Source organism: Arthrobacter sp. TJ-236, assembly GCF_058269235.1.
On sequence record NZ_JBZCNI010000003.1, the window covers coordinates 194,096 to 211,371 of the forward strand.

Annotated in this window: 16 protein-coding genes; 12 read left to right on the forward strand and 4 right to left on the reverse strand. The window is 69.9% G+C overall.

Features of this window, described 5'->3' with window-relative positions:
* Window positions 1–26 precede the first annotated feature (26 nt).
* From AC4D16_RS13140 to dhaM, 8 genes are all read left to right on the forward strand, one after another.
* Window positions 27–2,534, forward strand: coding sequence for an ATP-dependent Clp protease ATP-binding subunit (locus AC4D16_RS13140; protein ID WP_490949785.1), 2,508 nt, complete (start codon window positions 27–29; stop codon window positions 2,532–2,534).
* Window positions 2,535–2,733: 199 nt separating this feature from the next.
* Window positions 2,734–4,767, forward strand: a complete 2,034-nt coding sequence (locus AC4D16_RS13145) for a S9 family peptidase (protein ID WP_490955308.1) — start codon at window positions 2,734–2,736, stop codon at window positions 4,765–4,767.
* Between the two features lie 201 nt (window positions 4,768–4,968).
* On the forward strand, window positions 4,969–5,811 hold the full coding sequence (locus tag AC4D16_RS13150) for a bacteriorhodopsin-like (protein WP_490949783.1): 843 nt from the start codon (window positions 4,969–4,971) through the stop codon (window positions 5,809–5,811).
* 101 nt (window positions 5,812–5,912) lie between these two features.
* The gene (locus AC4D16_RS13155; RefSeq protein ID WP_490949782.1) at window positions 5,913–6,422 is read left to right on the forward strand and encodes an amino-acid N-acetyltransferase; all 510 of its coding nucleotides are present in this window, start codon (window positions 5,913–5,915) and stop codon (window positions 6,420–6,422) included.
* A 129-nt stretch (window positions 6,423–6,551) separates the two neighbouring features.
* Window positions 6,552–6,731 (forward strand): CsbD family protein, encoded by a 180-nt coding sequence (locus AC4D16_RS13160; RefSeq protein WP_490949781.1) that lies wholly within the window; start codon window positions 6,552–6,554, stop codon window positions 6,729–6,731.
* Between the two features lie 224 nt (window positions 6,732–6,955).
* Entirely contained in the window at window positions 6,956–7,957 is a 1,002-nt protein-coding gene (gene dhaK, locus AC4D16_RS13165) for a dihydroxyacetone kinase subunit DhaK (protein WP_490949780.1), read from the forward strand.
* 2 nt (window positions 7,958–7,959) lie between these two features.
* Complete coding sequence (dhaL, locus tag AC4D16_RS13170) at window positions 7,960–8,610, forward strand: dihydroxyacetone kinase subunit DhaL (protein WP_490949779.1); 651 nt, start codon at window positions 7,960–7,962, stop codon at window positions 8,608–8,610.
* Window positions 8,607–9,347: a dihydroxyacetone kinase phosphoryl donor subunit DhaM gene (gene dhaM / locus AC4D16_RS13175; RefSeq protein ID WP_490949778.1), complete on the forward strand. Its 741-nt coding sequence runs from the start codon at window positions 8,607–8,609 to the stop codon at window positions 9,345–9,347. Before dhaL ends, dhaM begins: the two co-directional genes overlap by 4 nt.
* Before the next feature lie 129 nt (window positions 9,348–9,476).
* On the opposite strand, the gene AC4D16_RS13180 is transcribed toward dhaM, so the two are convergent.
* On the reverse strand, window positions 9,477–10,589 hold the full coding sequence (locus tag AC4D16_RS13180; protein ID WP_490955493.1) for an HhH-GPD family protein: 1,113 nt from the start codon (window positions 10,587–10,589) through the stop codon (window positions 9,477–9,479).
* 168 nt (window positions 10,590–10,757) lie between these two features.
* Here AC4D16_RS13180 and AC4D16_RS13185 point away from each other — a divergent pair, with 168 nt between their 5' ends.
* Entirely contained in the window at window positions 10,758–11,498 is a 741-nt protein-coding gene (locus tag AC4D16_RS13185; protein ID WP_490955309.1) for a hypothetical protein, read from the forward strand.
* 30 nt (window positions 11,499–11,528) lie between these two features.
* On the opposite strand, the gene disA is transcribed toward AC4D16_RS13185, so the two are convergent.
* Window positions 11,529–12,605, reverse strand: a complete 1,077-nt coding sequence (disA, locus tag AC4D16_RS13190; RefSeq protein WP_490949776.1) for a DNA integrity scanning diadenylate cyclase DisA — start codon at window positions 12,603–12,605, stop codon at window positions 11,529–11,531.
* A gap of 230 nt (window positions 12,606–12,835) precedes the next feature.
* Entirely contained in the window at window positions 12,836–13,264 is a 429-nt protein-coding gene (locus AC4D16_RS13195; protein WP_490955310.1) for an arsenate reductase ArsC, read from the reverse strand.
* 227 nt (window positions 13,265–13,491) lie between these two features.
* Between AC4D16_RS13195 and AC4D16_RS13200 the strand changes: the two genes are divergently transcribed.
* The 3 genes from AC4D16_RS13200 (at window position 13,492) to AC4D16_RS13210 (ending at window position 15,777) form a co-directional block, all read left to right on the forward strand.
* Window positions 13,492–13,776: an ArsR/SmtB family transcription factor gene (locus tag AC4D16_RS13200; RefSeq protein ID WP_490955494.1), complete on the forward strand. Its 285-nt coding sequence runs from the start codon at window positions 13,492–13,494 to the stop codon at window positions 13,774–13,776.
* Window positions 13,777–13,814: 38 nt separating this feature from the next.
* A complete protein-coding gene (locus AC4D16_RS13205) occupies window positions 13,815–14,231 on the forward strand; it encodes an arsenate-mycothiol transferase ArsC (protein WP_490955311.1) in 417 nt (138 codons plus the stop codon).
* A gap of 133 nt (window positions 14,232–14,364) precedes the next feature.
* On the forward strand, window positions 14,365–15,777 hold the full coding sequence (locus AC4D16_RS13210; protein WP_490955312.1) for an arsenic transporter: 1,413 nt from the start codon (window positions 14,365–14,367) through the stop codon (window positions 15,775–15,777).
* A gap of 64 nt (window positions 15,778–15,841) precedes the next feature.
* Here the strand turns inward: AC4D16_RS13210 and radA are convergent, their stop codons facing one another.
* Window positions 15,842–17,227 carry a DNA repair protein RadA gene (radA, locus tag AC4D16_RS13215; RefSeq protein WP_490949772.1) on the reverse strand — a complete coding sequence of 462 codons (1,386 nt, stop codon included), beginning with the start codon at window positions 17,225–17,227 and terminating at the stop codon, window positions 15,842–15,844.
* Between the last annotated feature and the right edge of the window lie 49 nt (window positions 17,228–17,276).

The following is a 17,276-nucleotide window of genomic DNA, read 5'->3' on the forward strand; positions in this document are numbered from 1 at the left end:
CGCGTTAGCTAGGAGTGTGTGTCCTCATGTTTGAGCGATTTACAGATCGTGCCCGTCGAGTTGTCGTGCTGGCCCAAGAAGAGGCCCGCATGCTCAACCACAATTACATCGGCACCGAGCACATCCTGCTTGGCCTGATCCACGAGGGCGAGGGCGTGGCCGCGAAGGCCCTCGAGTCGCTCAGCATCTCGTTGGGTGCAGTGAGGGAGCAGGTGCAGGAGATCATCGGCCAGGGCCAGCAGGCCCCGTCCGGTCACATCCCCTTCACCCCTCGTGCCAAGAAGGTCCTGGAGCTCTCCCTGCGGGAGGCACTCCAGCTCGGTCACAACTACATCGGCACCGAGCACATCCTGCTCGGCCTCATCCGTGAGGGAGAGGGTGTCGCGGCGCAGGTGCTCGTGAAGCTCGGCGCCGACCTCAACAGGGTGCGCCAGCAGGTCATCCAGCTCCTCTCGGGCTACCAGGGCAAGGAGCCGGCTGCTGCCGGCGGGCCGCAGCAGGAGGGGACTCCCGCCGGTTCGGTGGTCCTCGACCAGTTCGGCCGCAACCTCACGCAGGCTGCCCGCGAGTCGAAGCTCGACCCGGTGATCGGACGCGAGCAGGAGATGGAACGCGTCATGCAGGTCCTCTCGCGCCGCACGAAGAACAACCCCGTCCTGATCGGCGAGCCAGGCGTCGGCAAGACCGCCGTCGTCGAGGGCCTCGCTCAGGCGATCGTCCGCGGCGACGTCCCGGAGACCATCAAGGACAAGCAGCTCTACACGCTCGACCTCGGGTCGCTCGTGGCGGGCTCGCGGTACCGCGGTGATTTCGAGGAGCGCCTGAAGAAGGTCCTCAAGGAGATCCGCACCCGCGGCGACATCATCCTGTTCATCGACGAGATCCACACCCTCGTCGGGGCGGGTGCTGCCGAGGGGGCGATCGACGCCGCGTCGATCCTGAAGCCCATGCTGGCCCGCGGTGAGCTCCAGACCATCGGTGCCACCACCCTGGACGAGTACCGCAAGCACATCGAGAAGGACGCCGCCCTCGAGCGACGCTTCCAGCCCATCCAGGTCGCCGAGCCCTCCGTGGCCCACGCGATCGAGATCCTCAAGGGCCTGCGCGACCGCTACGAGGCACACCACCGCGTCTCGATCACGGACGGCGCCCTCACGAGTGCCGCCACCCTCGCCGAGCGCTACATCTCCGACCGCTTCCTGCCGGACAAGGCGATCGACCTGATCGACGAGGCCGGGGCGCGCCTGCGCATCCGCCGCATGACCGCGCCGCCGGAGCTCAAGGAGATCGACGAGCGTATCGCCGACGTCAAGCGCGAGAAGGAGTCGGCGATCGATTCGCAGGACTTCGAGGGTGCTGCCTCGCTCCGTGACAAGGAGCAGAAGCTGCACGACGAGCGCAGCGACAAGGAGCGCCGGTGGAAGTCCGGCGGCCTCGATGACATCGCCGAGGTGGACGAGGAGCTCATCGCCGAGGTGCTGGCGAACTCCACCGGTATCCCCGTGTTCAAGCTGACCGAGGCCGAGTCCTCGCGACTGCTCAACATGGAGGCCGAGCTCCACAAGCGGGTCATCGGTCAGAACGAGGCGATCAAGTCGATCTCGCAGGCCATCCGGCGCACACGTGCCGGCCTGAAGGACCCGAAGCGCCCGGGCGGTTCGTTCATCTTCGCCGGCCCCACGGGCGTCGGTAAGACCGAGCTGGCCAAGGCACTCGCCGAGTTCCTGTTCGGCGAGGAGGACGCCCTCATCACGCTGGACATGTCCGAGTACTCGGAGAAGCACACCGTCTCCAGGCTCTTCGGTGCCCCTCCGGGCTACGTCGGCTACGAGGAAGGCGGCCAGCTGACCGAGAAGGTCCGCCGCAAGCCCTTCTCCGTGGTGCTGTTCGACGAGGTGGAGAAGGCGCACGCCGATCTCTTCAACTCGCTCCTGCAGATCCTCGAGGACGGCCGCCTGACCGACAGCCAGGGCCGCATGGTGGACTTCAAGAACACGGTGATCATCATGACCACCAACCTCGGAACACGTGACATCTCGAAGGGCGTCATGACGGGCTTCCAGTCCGGCACGGACACCACGACGAGCTACAACCGGATGAAGGCAAAGGTCACGGAGGAGCTCAAGCAGCACTTCCGGCCCGAGTTCCTCAACCGCGTCGATGACACCGTGGTGTTCCCGCAGCTCACGCAGGACGAGATCGTGCAGATCGTGGACCTGTTCCTCGAGCGCCTGAGCGGTCGCATGGCTGACAAGGGCATGACGATCGAGCTCACGCCCGCGGCCAAGGTGCTGCTGGCCACGCGTGGCTACGACCCGGCGATGGGTGCGAGGCCGCTGCGCCGCACCATCCAGCGCGAGATCGAGGACCAGCTCTCGGAGAAGATCCTCTTCGGCGAGATCACGTCCGGCGAGCGGATCGACATCGACGTCGAGGGCGAGGGAGACGAAGCACGCTTCACCTTCATCGGCCACGGCGCACCGAAGGAGATCGAGGACGCGCCCGCCGCGCTCGAGGCCTCCGTCCGCGACTGATCCCTCCGGATCGCTCGAGTGCTCCATCGCTCGATGAACGAAGCCCGTTCCGCGTCTCGCGGGGCGGGCTTCGTGCTGTCCGCCCCCATGCCCTCGGGTGCCGTCGACCGCCGCTGGAGCCATCGGTGCCTATGGCAACCGTATTCCTCTGTCAGTGAACTCCTGTGACGGGGCGCACAGCTGCTGGTAGAGATGAGCCATGACCACCCCCTTCTCCTCCCTCGACGACTTCGTCGCCCTTCCCCGTCTCAGCGGCCTCACCCTCAACCGGGACGGCAGCCGCCTCGTCACGTCGATGGCGACGCTGACGCCGAAGAAGACGGGGTACCAGACGGCGCTCTGGGAGATCGACCCTGCCGGCGACGCCCCGGCCCGCCGCCTCACGAGGAGCGCGGCAGGGGAATCCGGCGCTGCCTTCCTCGCCAGTGGTGATCTCCTGTTCACGTCGTCGCGCCCCGATCCGCAGGACGCCGACGCCGAGAAGCGCACGGCTCTGTGGCGGCTCCCCGCGGCCGGCGGCGAGGCGGCGCTGCTCCTGACGCGCGAGGGCGGAGTGGGCGGCGTGACCGCAGCGGAGGCGAGCGACGTCGTCGTCGTGACCGCTGACGTACTCGCAGGCTCCACCGGGGAGGAGGACGACGCCGAACGGCGGAAGGCGCGGAAGGACTCCGGCGTGGCCGCGATCCTCCACTCCGAATACCCCGTGCGGTACTGGGACGCCGATCTCGGCCCGGGCGAGCCCCGGTACTTCGCTCTCACGAACCTCGAGGGCCTCCAGTCCGACGGCCCCGGCGACCTGGAGAACCTCACGCCCTCCGCCCGCGGCAGCCTGCGCGACGTCCACCCGGTGCTGTCCCCGGACGGAGCAGTACTGTTCACGTCGATGACACTGCCTGAGGCACGCGGTTCCCAGCGTGTCGTCCTCGCACGCGTGGATCTCGCCACGAAGCAGGTGGACGTGCTCCTCGAGGATCCGGCGTACGGGTATACGCCCGGCCCGGTCAGTCCGGACGGAAAGACGCTCGTCGTCTCGCGTGACCGCCGCACCACCGCGGACCTGGCGCCGCAGACCTCCCTCGTCCTCGTCCCCCTGGACGGCGGCGAGCCCGTGCCACTCGCGACCGACTGGGATCGTTGGCCCGCACCCGCCGGGTGGCTCCCCGACGGCTCCGCTCTAGTGGTCACGGCGGACGACGACGGCGCCTCGCCCGTCTTCGTCATCGACGCCGCATCGGGAGCGGTGCGGCAGGTCACCACGGATGCAGCCTCCTACACCGATGTGCAGGTGGCGCCCGACGGACGGACCGCCTACGCACTCCGCAGCTCCTACCTCTTCCCCCCGGAAGTAGTGCGGATCGACCTCGCGTCCGGTGCCACGGAGCGGCTGCACAACCCCTTCGAGCGCCCCGCCCTCCCCGGCACGCTCGAGCGCTCGGAATCGGTCGGTGAGGACGGCCAGCGGATCGGCTCCTGGCTCGTCCTGCCGGAGGGTGCCTCGGCGGAGGCCCCGGTACCCGCGCTCCTGGCCATCCACGGCGGTCCCATCGGCTCGTGGAACGCGTGGTCCTGGCGATGGACACCCTGGCTGCTGGCCGCCAAGGGGTACGCGGTGCTGCTCCCCGACCCCGCGCTGTCCACCGGCTACGGCCAGCACATGGTGGATCGCGGCTGGGGCGAATGGGGCCGCGCGCCCTACACGGACCTGATGGCGGCGACGGACGTCCTCGTGGCGCGCAGCGACATCGACGAGACCCGCGTGGCGGCGATGGGTGGCAGCTTCGGCGGCTACATGGCCAACTGGATCGCCGGGCACACCGACCGGTTCGCGGCGGTCGTCACCCATGCCTCGCTCTGGGCGCTGGACCAGTTCGGCCCCACGACGGACGCCGCCTTCTACTGGGAGCGCGAGATGACGCCGGAGGCCCGCGAGGAGAACTCCCCGCACCACCACGTCGCCAACATCAGCACGCCGATGCTGGTCATCCACGGGGACAAGGACTACCGCGTCCCCATCGGCGAGGGCCTCCGGCTCTGGTACGAACTGCTGTCGCAGTCCCGGCTACCCGCCGACGAGAGCGGCCGCACGGCACACCGTTTCCTGTACTTCCCGGACGAGAACCACTGGATCCTGAAGCCGCAGCACACGAAGGTCTGGTACTCCGTCATCGACGCGTTCCTCGCGGAGCACGTCCTCGGACAGGAGCGGGAGCTGCCGCGCGAACTGGGGCTGTGAGGCCTGCCCCGCCGATGGGGCAGAACCCGTCGACGGGGCGCCACGGACATCTTTCACAGATTGTGGAAAATAGCTTCTACAAATCGTAGAAGAATGCTTCTACCGGGCGTAGAATCAGCGCACACGCCGCGTGGAACAGGACAGTTTCCATTGTCCACCGCCGTGCAGAGATCATTCGATTCTGTGCGAAGGAGCACGTTCATGATTCCAGAAACCCTCACCCAGGGTCAGTTCGACACCGTCTACAACTTCCTCTCCCTGGTCATCGCCTCCCAGTTGTTCACCGCGCTCTTCCTCGTGCTCGTCCTCCAGCGGGTCCTCCCGCGATACCGCCAGGCACTCATCATCGCCGCGATCGTGTGCGGGATCGCGGCGTACCACTACTTCAGGATCTTCGACTCGTTCAAGGAAGCGTTCGTCACCGACGCGATCGGTGGGCGCGGAACCTACACGCAGGCCGCCGGGACGTCCTTCAACGAGGGGTACCGCTACGTCGACTGGCTGTTGACGGTCCCGCTGCTGCTGGTGGAGCTCATCGCGGTGCTCGCCCTGACCCGCCAGCTCCAGTCGAGCCTGCTGCGCAAGCTGATCCCCGCCGCCACGCTGATGATCGCACTCGGGTACCCGGGGGAGATCAGCACCACGGACGGCTCCAGGATCATCTGGGGTGTCCTCTCGACCCTGCCGTTCCTCTACATCCTGTACGTGCTGTTCGTGGAGCTCACGAAGTCGCTGGACCGGCAGCCGCCGGAGGTTGCGAAGCTCATCTCGAGGCTCCGCGTCCTGCTCCTCGCGAGCTGGCTCGTGTACCCGCTGGCCTATGCGCTCCCGCTGCTCGGTATCTCGGGCGCGGATGCCTGGGTGCTCAAGCAGGGCGGCTACTCGCTGGCCGACATCGCGGCGAAGGCCGTCTACGCGCTGATCATCTACCGCGTGGCGAAGCTGAAGTCGTACGCGGATGACCCCGCCTTCGCTGCCGTCGAGGAAGCCCATGGCGAGGAGCCGAGCGCCACGCCGAGGGGTACGGCCGCCGCAGGGCGCTGACCCCTGACCATCGCGTCGGCCCTCGCGGGCCGATGGACCGCCGGATCGGTGGACGCCCCCAGCGTCCTGCGGTCCGGCGGTTTGTCGTTAGGGTGAACAGGATGAGCCCGACCTTCACCATCCGCCGCGCCCGCACCTCCGACGTCCCAGCGATCAAGGGTCTCGTGGAGCCGCTGGCCGAGCAGCGCATCCTGATGGCCAAGGAGACCGTGGCCTACTACGAGGGCCTGCCGGAGTTCCGGATCGCGGAGTCGGAGACCGGCGAGGTGCTCGGCTGCGGTGCACTGCACGTCATGTGGGAGGACCTCGCAGAAGTACGCACCCTCGCCACGTCCAGCGCTGCCCGCGGCCGCGGTGTGGGTCACGCCCTCGTCGAGGCGCTGTTGGAGGAGGCGAGGCAGGTGGGGGTGGCTCGCGTCTTCTGCCTCACCTTCGAGGTGGAGTTCTTCAGGCGCCACGGGTTCGAGGTCATGGCGGACCAGTCGGCCGTGGACCCGGTGATCTACTCGGAGTTGCTCCGCTCACACGACGAGGGCATCGCCGAGTTCCTCGACCTCGCCCGGGTGAAGCCCAACACCCTCGGGAACACGAGGATGCTGCGGCTCCTGTAGTGCCGCAGGGCCCGGCTGGCCATCGGGCACCGGGCGAGCCTAGAGTAAGGCTACTTAGCATCGCCTCGTGCGGAGCAGGCGGGCCATCGGAACCGATGGCCGATCACCGAACTGAAGGAGGTCCGCATCATGGGACTGGATGACAAGATCGGGAACAAGGGCGAAGGCCTGGGCGGCAAGATCAAGGAAGGTCTGGGCAAGGCGACCGGCGACGAGAATCTGGAAGCCGAAGGCCACAAGGACCAGGCGTCATCGAGCATCAAGGATGCCGGCGAGAACGTCAAGGATGCGTTCAAGCAGGGCCACTGATTACTGCCGCCGCACATGATGTGAGCGCAGGACACTCGAGGGAGGGCACCCGTCACGGGGCCCTCCCTCGGGCGTTCCGGGCGGCACCGATGGCTGCGTGCGGACCTATAGGCAGGGTCAGGTGCGGGCGGTAACGTTCATCGTGGCCGGGGTGGTCCACGTGAGGCGGGCTGCAGGTCATCGACACGTCCGTAGCAGTCCGTCCAGAACCAGGAGCACCTTTCGTGAAGAAGCTCATCAATGACCCCAGAGCCGTGGTCGGCGAGTCCGTCGAGGGATTCGGCATCGCGCACGCAGACCTCGTCACGGTCCATCCGGACCCGCTGTTCATCACCCGCACGGATGCCCCCGTCCAGGGCAAGGTGGGCCTCGTGTCCGGAGGCGGGAGCGGCCACGAGCCGCTGCACGCAGGCTTCGTGGGGCGCGGCATGCTCGACGCCGCCGTGCCGGGTGCCATGTTCACCTCCCCGACGCCCGACCAGATCATCCCCGCCACGGTAGCCGTGGACGGCGGCGCGGGTGTGCTGCACATCGTGAAGAACTACACCGGTGACGTCCTCAACTTCGAGACGGCGGCCGAGATGGCGGAGGCCGACGGCGTACGCGTCCGCTCGGTCCTCGTGAACGACGACGTCGCCGTCGAGGACTCCCTCTACACCGCAGGCCGGCGAGGCGTGGGCGGCACCGTCCTGGTCGAGCGGATCGCGGGCGCCGCCGCGGAGCGCGGGGACGACCTCGACGCCGTCACCGCCGTCGCCCAACGCGTCATCGACAACGTGCGCTCCATGGGCGTCGCGCTCGCGGCCTGCACCGTGCCGCACGCCGGCGTTCCGAGCTTCGACCTCGGGGAGGACGAGATCGAGATCGGCGTCGGGATCCACGGCGAGCCGGGGCGCCACCGGATCGCGATGGAGGACGCCGACGGCATCACGCAGCGGCTCCTCGACCCGATCGTGACCGACCTCGGCCTCGCCCGCGGCGACCGCACCATCGTCATGGTGAACGGCATGGGCGGGACGCCCGCCAGCGAGCTGTACATCGTCTTCCGGAAGGTGTCCCAGCTGCTCGAGGGGCTGGGCATCACCATCGACCGCTCACTGGTCGGCAACTACATCACGGCCCTCGAGATGCAGGGGGCGTCGCTGACCGTCCTGAGGGCCGACGACGAGATGCTCGGCCTCTGGGACGCACCGGTGCACACCGCGGCACTGCGCTGGGGGGTCTGAGGATGACCGAGCCCCTCGACACCGCGTGGGCCGTCCGCTGGATCCGGGAGACGGCGCGCGTCGTCTCGGAGAACCGCGCTCTGCTCATCGACCTCGACCGAGTGATCGGCGACGCCGACCACGGCGAGAACCTCGACCGCGGTTTCGGCGCCGTCGTCCTCAAGCTGGACTCGGGAGATGCACCCGCAACGCCCTCGGCGGTGCTGAAGCTCGTCGCCATGACGCTGATGTCCACCGTCGGCGGAGCCGCCGGGCCGCTGTACGGTACCGCGTTCCTCCGCGCGGCGACGTCGCTCGGTGACGTGGAGGAGATCGACGCCCAGGCAGCGGCGACCATGATCGCGGCTGCCCGCGACGGGATCGTGGCGCGCGGCAAGGCCGAGGTGGGCGACAAGACCATGGTGGACGCGTGGACGCCCGCCGCCGAGGCGGCCGAGACCGCGGCGCAGGCCGGCGCCTCCGCCGCCGATCTCCTCGCGGCGGCGGCGAACGCGGCCCACGCCGGCGCCGTGGCGACGGAGCCGCTGATCGCGCGGAAGGGCAGGGCGAGCTACCTCGGTGAACGCAGCGCCGGGCACCAGGACCCCGGAGCGGTCTCGACCGCCCTGATCCTCTCGGCTGCCGCCCGCGCCGCCGGAGGAGAGGTGGCATGAGCGTCGGGCTGGTCATCGTCTCCCACAGCGAGAAGATCGCGGAGGGCGTCGTCGAGCTGGCCGGGCAGATGGCGGCCGACGTCGTCATCGTCGCCGCGGGTGGCGTCGACGACGGTGGGGGGACCTCACGCATCGGCACGAGCCTCGAGCGGGTGCAGGCGGGGATCGAGAGGGCGGACGGGCACGACGGCGTGGTGCTGCTGACCGATCTCGGTTCCGCCGTGATGACCGCCGAGATGGTGCTCGAGTTCCTCGACCCGTCGGTCCGCGACCGCGTGCGGCTCGCGCAGGCGGCACTCGTGGAGGGAGCGGTGGCCGCCGCGGTGCAGTCCCAGGGCGGAGGGTCGCTGGACGAGGTGGTCCGCGCCGCGGAGGGCGCCGTCGTGTCGATCCGGCCCGAGGAACTCGAACCGTTCGTGACCCACGCAGCGGCTGCACCGGGCGGACCGGTCGACACCCCCGCCGGGAGCGACGGCCCGCGAGCCGAGGGGTCGTGGACGCTACGGAACCAGATGGGCCTCCATGCCCGGCCGGCGGCCGCGCTCGCAACGGCCCTCGCGGAGCTCGACGCCGAGGTCCTGGTGAACGGCGTGGACGCGAAATCGGTGATGTTGCTCATGAGTCTCGGGCTCGGGCAGGGTAAGACGCTCACCGCGGAAGCGACCGGGCCCGACGCCCGCACCGCCGTCGAGGTGATCGGTACGGCCGTGGAGTCGGGGTTCGGCGAGCAGGCCTGACCCGCGTCCGTGACGCCGCCGGACCATTCCGTCCGGTCCGCGTGCTGTCCTGGGCCGATCACACGGCCGGTCCGCGTGCGTCGCCGGGCTCAATCGTGCGGCCGGACTGCTCAGCGTGTCGGACAGGTGTCAGCCCGGCAATGCCAGCGCGCCGTCGGACTCCTCCGCCAGGCCGTCCGCGAGGAGGCCGGCGATGGCACGGTCGAGCTGCTCCGGGGGCGCCTGCAGCGCGTGCAGCGTGGCGAGCGCCCCACCGCTGATGCCGCTGCCCGGTGCTCCGCCCCGCCCTGCGAACGTGAGCTGCCCGGCACCCGGGTCGGCACTCGGGTCGGAACCTGAGTCGGTACGCGGGTCGGAGCCCGAGCTCACCCGCGGGACGGCGCCCGGGTCAACCCCCGGGTCGGTAGGCTGATCGACGGACAGGGCGACGGGTGGTTCGGAGAGCCTGGCCCGCGGTACCGGTTCCTGCGCTTCCCTGAGCACGGCGACGATCGCCCCCCGCACCTGGCGGTCCGTCCCCGCCCACGACTGGCCCCGCGGCACGTAGGTCGGTGTGGGGCGTCCGGCCTGCACCCACGCGCAGCTGTCGATCACGGGGCAGGCGTTGCACAGCGGTGATCGGGCGGTGCAGATGACCGCTCCCAACTCCATGACGGCCGCATTCCACCGGACGGACAGGGCGTCGTCCTCGGGTAGGAGGGCGGCGGCACGCTTCATCTCCGCGCTGGTGAGCGACGGCGACGGGAGCGCCTCTCCGCCGAACAGTCGTGCGTGGACGCGACGGATGTTGGTGTCCACCACCGTCTCGCGGCGCCCGAAGGCGAAGGCGGCAACCGCGGCGGCCGTGTAGGCGCCGACGCCGGGGAGCGAGAGCAGTTCGTCGTGCGTGGAGGGGACGGCGCCTCCGTAATCGGCCACGATGGCGTTGGCTGCGGCGTGCAGACGCAGGGCGCGGCGCGGATAGCCGAGGCGGCCCCAGTGGCGGACCGCCGTGCCGGAGGGTTCGGCAGCGAGATCGGCGGGAGTGGGCCACCGTTCAAGCCACTCGCGCCAGACCGGCAGCACCCGGACCACGGGGGTCTGCTGCAGCATCACCTCGCTGACGAGGATGCCCCAGGGCGAACACCGCTCTTCCCGCCACGGTAGATCCCGGGCTGTGGAGGCGAACCATGAGGTGACGCAGAGGTGCAGGTCCTCGAGCGTCGCGCCGGTGGTCCCGGTGGTCCCGGTGGTCTCGGCCATGCCGGTCGGCGTAGCCGTGCCGGTCGACGTCGCCGTGCCGGTGGAACGAGCCGCGCGGGTCGAGGTGGCCGCGCCGGCACCGGCCGTGCCTGGAGTGATCATCCTGAATACTCTAGCCAACGGCGTGGTGGCAGCCTGAATGCGGGCACCGCTCCCTAGCCTTGATGCATGGCATCGACGGGCAGTCCTCACTTCGACCCACCCCTGCGCGGCGGGCGGCGGCCGAGTCAGGCCGTGTACCGCAGGCGGCGCCTCGTCGCCGTCGTCCTGCTGCTGCTCCTGCTCGCGGGTCTGGCCGTCGGTGCCGCGACGCTCGCGGGTGCCTTCGGTCCGGGGGCGCGCGGCACCGAAGCGGCTGCCCCGACCTCCTCCGCGACGGACGCTCCGGCACCCACCCCGGACACGACGGCCCCACCGTCGGCTGCGTCGACGCCATCTCCGACACCGACACCGTCGCCGACCGCCGCATCCCCGTCCGCGACCCCGACGCCGTCCGCCACTCCGGCGCCGTCAGCGACGGCCGCCGGCTGCGCGACCGCCGTCGTCGTCGAGGCCGAGACCGACAAGCCCAGTTACGCGCCGGGGGAGGAGCCCGTGCTCTCACTCGTGGTGCGGAACACGGGCACGGAGGCGTGTGAGGTGAACGTCGGCACGTCGCAGATGGAGTTCGTGCTGACGAGCGACGGCGAGCGGGTGTTCTCCTCGGTCGACTGCCAGGCCGATTCGCAGGACCTCCAGCAGACCATCGAACCCGGCGGTGAGGAGCGCGCCACGTTCGACTGGTCGCGCACCAGGACGGTGCCGGAGTGCACGGTCGTCGACGAGGAGCCCGCGCCCGGCGAGTACACCCTCACCACGCGGCTCGGCGCGCGGAGCAGCGAGCCCGTCGGGTTCACCCTGCAGGAGTGAGCGGCCCGGCGGGGCCACCCGGTGGCAGGGCTACATGAAGCGGTCGAGGAGGCTGGTCTCCGCGATGCGCGAGAGGCCCTCCCGGACGGTCCGGGCACGCTGTTCGCCGATGCCGTCCACCGCCATGAGGTCCTCGATGTTCGCAGCCATGAGGTTCTGCAGCCCGTCGAAGTGCTCCACGAGGCGGTTCGCGACCGCGGGTGGCACGGCCTTGATGCCCGAGAGCAGCCGGTAGCCCTTGGGCTGGATCACCGCTTCGAGGGAGTCGGCCGAGGGGTTGAAGCCGAGCACGCTGGCGATGGTGCCGAGATCGATCAGGTCCGTGGAGCTGAAACCCTGCAGGGTCGCCGCGCGCTCGTCGAGCGGCGCGGTGCTCGAGCCGAGGTCCATGTAGTCCCGCAGCACCATCTCGGGACCGGGGCCGAGGCCCGTGGTCAGTTCCTCCACCTGCAGCGACAGCAGCCGGCCGTCGACGCCGAGTTCCAGGACGTACTGCGAGATCTCCTCGGAGATACGGCGGACCATCTCCTGGCGCTGCAGTGTGACTGCGACGTCGCGCACCGTGACCATCGCCTCGATCTCGAGTGCCGACAGCGAGTTCGTCACTTGGTCGAGCCGCGCACGGTAGCGCTCGAGGGTCGCCAGCGCCTGGTTCGCGCGCGCCAGGACGGGCTCGGAGCCCTCGAGGACGAATCGCAGGCCGTCGATGTAGAGGGCGATGATCTGCATGGACTGGCTGACGCTGATCACGGGCAGGCCGGTCTGCTTGGCCACGCGCTCGGCGGTCCGGTGGCGTGTGCCGGATTCCTGCGTCTCGATGGTGTGGTCGGGCACCAGTTGGACGGCGGCGCGGAGGATCCGGCTGGCGTCCTTGTCGCACACGATCGCGCCGTCCATCTTCGCCAGCTCGCGAAGGCGCGTGGGGGAGAACTCGATACCGATGTCGAACCCACCGGAGCAGATGGAATCCACGGTGCGGTCGAAGCCGAGCACGATCAGCGCGCCGGTGCGGCCGCGCAGGATGCGTTCGAGGCCGTCGCGCAGCTGCGTTCCGGGGGCAACCCGGGCGAGGGTGGCTTTGAGCGAGTCCTCCGGACTGCGGACCATGGGCCTATCCTTTCGCCGCACACGCCGTCGGGGACCCGGCACGGACGGGCGGTCGGCGTCGTCGTGCTCCAGGAGAGGATGGCCGGGGCTGCGGACGAGCCGCGCAGCCAACGCAATACTACTGGCGGTGGCGGGACCTCAGCGCCGGGGCGCGTCGCAGATCGGTAACGTCGACGGCACGACGACGGCGGCCGGCCCCGTGGGACGTGCTGAGCGCACACCCCGCCGGGTCACGCGTTGGAGGGAAGCAGTTCGCCGATCAGCACCTGGACGCGGCGCTTGATCTCGTCGCGAATGGGCCGGACGGACTCCACGCCCTTGCCCGCCGGGTCCTCGAGCACCCAGTCCTCGTAGCGCTTGCCCGGGAAGTACGGGCATTCGTCGCCGCAACCCATCGTGACCACCACGTCCGAGGCCCGGACGGCGTCCGTGGTGAGGATCTTCGGCGTCTCGGCGGTGATGTCGATACCCTTCTCCCTCATGGCCTCGACGGCCGAGGGGTTCACCTGATCGGCAGGCTGCGACCCGGCCGAGAGGACATCGATGCGCCCTCCGGAGAGGTGGCTCAGGTACGCCGCAGCCATCTGTGAGCGGCCTGCATTGTGGACGCAGACGAAGAGGACCGAGGGCCTGACGGCTTCAGCTGGGGCGGTGGTCATGGGGATCCTTCGGTGGCGGGCGCGCGCCGTACTCGGCGTTCCCGGAGGTCGATCGGTGGCGGTCCGAGTACGCGCAAACGTATCGATGAGTGTCAATGCGTTGGTATGCTGGGCGCATGACCACTGTCTCCGCGGACGTCGCAGAGCCCGCCTCCGATGCGCTGTCCTCAGATGCGTCGTCCTCCGCTGACGAGGAACGCTGCTGCGTGCCCTCGGGTGCGCAGGCGATGCGCGCCGAGCGGGCCGACGCACTCGCCAGGCAGTTCAAGGCGCTCACCGACCCGAGCCGGCTCCGCCTGGTCTCCCTGCTCTCGTCGAGTTCCGGGAACGAAGCATGCGTGTGCGACCTGACCGGACCGCTCGGTCTCGGTCAGCCCACGGTCTCCCATCACCTGAAGGTCCTCGTCGACGCGGGCATCCTGCACCGCGAGAAGCGCGGCGTGTGGGCGTACTTCTCGATCGTGCCCGGGGCGCTCAACTCCCTCGCGCGTGTCCTGGCCGAAAATCCCTGAGCCCTTTCAGTCCCACCGACACCCCGAAGCGAGAACACGTGACTCCTCAGGCCCGCCCGTCCGTCCTGTTCGTGTGCGTCAAGAACGGCGGCAAGTCGCAGATGGCCGCCGGTCTCATGGCGAAGGTCGCGGGTGCGTCCGTCCTCGTCGACTCCGCCGGCACCGCACCCGGCTCCGAGGTGAACGCCTTCTCCGCCGAGGTGCTCGAGGAAGTCGGGGTGGACATCCGAGCGAACACGCCCCGGAGGATCACGGCCGAGGACCAGGCACGGGCCGACGTCGTCGTCCTCCTCGGGGCCGAGGCGCAGGTCGACGCGGTCGAAGGCCCGCGGTACGAGCGCTGGGAGACCGATGAGCCCAGCGAGCGCGGCATCGACGGCATCGAGCGCATGCGCCTGGCACGCGACGACATCCTCGCCCGCGTCACCGCCTTCCACGCCTCCTTCACCACCTGACCGACCGCTTCCCACTCCCGCGTCGCCGTGCCCGCGGGAGGTGGTCCCTCATGCGTGGACGGTTCCCTCCCGTGCCACGGCATCCCCGCCTTCCTCTCAGCCCTTCCTGCCCTCCTGTAAGGAGCCCTGCGCCATGACCGGTATGACCGTGGTCGCCGTCCTGATCTTCCTCGCCACCCTGACCCTCGTCATCTGGCAGCCGCGGGGTCTCGGCATCGGCTGGTCCGCGCTCGGCGGGGCGGTCGCGGCGCTGCTCACCACGGTGGTGAGCCTCTCCGACGTCCCGGTGGTGTGGGACTTCGTGTGGAACGCGACCTTCGCCTTCGTGGCGATCGTGATCATCTCGCTGATCCTCGACGAATCGGGCTTCTTCACCTGGGCCGCACTCCACGTCGCCCGCTGGGGGCGGGGCAACGGGCGGCTGCTGTTCACGCTGATCGTCCTGCTCGGTGCCGCGATCTCCGCGGTGTTCGCGAACGACGGCGCCGCCCTGATCCTCACGCCGATCGTCATTCAGATGCTCCTCGCCCTCGACTTCCCGGCTAAGGCCTCCCTCGGCTTCGTGATCGCGTGCGGATTCATCGCCGACGCGGGAAGCCTGCCGCTGGTGGTGTCCAATCTCGTGAACATCGTCACCGCCGACTTCTTCGACATCGGCTTCGCCCGCTACGCCGTCGTCATGGTGCCCGTCGGCATCGTGTCGGTGGCCGCGAGCCTCGGCGTCCTGCTCCTGTTCTTCCGCCGGGCCATCCCGCGCCACTACGACGTCGGAGACCTCGCCCGGCCGGGCTCCGCCATCACCGATCCGCTGACCTTCAGGACGGGCTGGGTGGTGCTCGGAATCCTCCTGGTCGGCTACTTCGCAGCGGAACCGCTCAGCGTACCGCTCTCGGCCGTCGCGGGCGTCGGCGCGGTGGTCCTGATGCTCGTGGCCTCCCGACAGCCCGGGTTCCTGTTCGCCCGGTCCTCCGGAAGCGCCGCGGCGGGAGCCGCCGGGGCGCCGGGATCCTCGAGGGCCACCCCGACGGCCCCGGACGGCACCGCCCCGGCGCGCGCCATCTCGGTACCGCGGATCCTCCGGGAAGCGCCCTGGCAGATCGTCCTGTTCTCCATCGGGATGTACCTCGTGGTGTACGGGCTGCGTAACCAGGGCCTCACGGACGAGCTGGCGGGCGTCTTCGCGGGCATCGGCTCCCACGGTGTCCTGATCACGGCCCTCGGAGTCGGAGTGATCGTGGCGGTCCTCGCCTCGCTCATGAACAACCTCCCCACCGTGCTGATCGCGGCACTGGCCATCGGCTCCGCCGGAGCCACGGGGCTGACGCAGGAGGCGATGTTCTACGCGAACGTCATCGGCTCGGATCTCGGTCCGAAGATCACGCCGATCGGTAGTCTCGCCACTCTCCTGTGGCTGCACGTGCTCGACCGCAAGGGCATCCACATCGGCTGGGGTCAGTACTTCCGCACGGGGATCGTCCTCACGCTGCCGGTCCTCGTCATCACGCTGGTGGCCCTGGCCGGGTGGCTCACCGCCGTCGGGGTGTAGGCGCGGACGAACGGCTGTGCTGTCGCCGAGATGGGCCGGGCGGCCGCGTCAGGAGAGGCTCGGGTCAGAAGAGGATCGCGAGCGCCTCGGCCAGCGTCGACACCTCACGCACCGAGAAGCCCTTCGGCACGGGCCCGGTGCCGCCGGGTGAGGCGGGCACGATCGCGTGGGTGAAGCCGAGCCGCTCCGCCTCCTGGATGCGCCGCCCGATCCCCGGCACGGGACGCACTTCGCCTGCGAGGCCCACTTCCCCAAACGCGATCAGCCGCGCCGGCAGCGGGTGGTCCGCCTTCGCCGAGGCGATGGCGAGGGCGACGGCGAGATCCGTCGCCGGCTCGGTCAGACGGACACCGCCGACGGTCGCGACGTAGCTGTCGTCCTTGTGGAGGCTCAGCGAGGCCCGGCTCTGCAGCACCGCCAGAAGCATGGCGACCCTCGAGCTGTCGAGCCCGCTCGTGGCACGCCGCGGCTGTGAGTTCGGTGATTCGGCGAGCAGTGCCTGCACCTCGGCAAGCAGTGGTCGGCGCCCCTCGAGGGTCACGGTGATGCACGTACCGGAGACCGGGTCCTTGGTCCGCGAGACGAACAGTCCGCTCGGGTCGGCAAGCCCTTCGATCCCGGCGTCCGTCAGGTCGAAGCAGCCAACCTCGTCCGTGGGGCCGTAGCGGTTCTTGATGGCCCTGAGCAGCCGCAGCCGGGAATGGCGCTCACCCTCGAACTGGCAGACCACGTCCACGAGGTGCTCCAGCAGTCGCGGGCCTGCGATGGAGCCGTCCTTGGTGACGTGTCCCACGAGCAGGGTGGTCATGCCGCGGGCCTTCGCCGCGCCGATGAGCGACGCCGCGACCTCGCGCACCTGGGTCACCCCGCCGGCGCTGCCGTCCACGGCAGCGCTGCTGAGCGTCTGCACGGAGTCCACCACCAGGAGGGAGGGGTCGAGCTTCTCCACCTGACCGAGGGCCTGGCCGAGGTCCGTCTCCGCGCTGAGGTAGAGGGAGTCGGCGACGGCGTCGATCCGATCCGCGCGCAGCTTCACCTGCGCCGCGGACTCCTCGCCCGTGACGTAGAGGACGTCCTTGCCGAGCCGGGCCACGCGCGCGGCGACGTCGAGCAGGAGCGTGGACTTGCCGACACCCGGTTCGCCGGCGAGCAGGATCACGGCGCCCGGCACGAGGCCACCGCCCAGCACGCGGTCGAGCTCGTCGATCTTCGTGGGCTGGAAGCCCGAGAGGGTCGCGTCGACGTCGGCGATCCGGCGCGCGGGCGTCGTCACGGCGGTGGCCGCCGTCGTGCGCGCCGTCACCTGGCCCGCCTCCTCGACGGTGCCCCATGCCTGGCACTCGCCGCACCGGCCCACCCACTTCGCCGTGGTCCAGCCGCATTCCGCGCACCGGAAGTTGGGGAGGTTGCCGCGGCCCGAGCGCGCGGTGGTGGAGGTCTTCGTGGCCATGGTGTCAGGCTACCGGCGGGTACCGACGATCCTGGGTGGCAGGTACCGC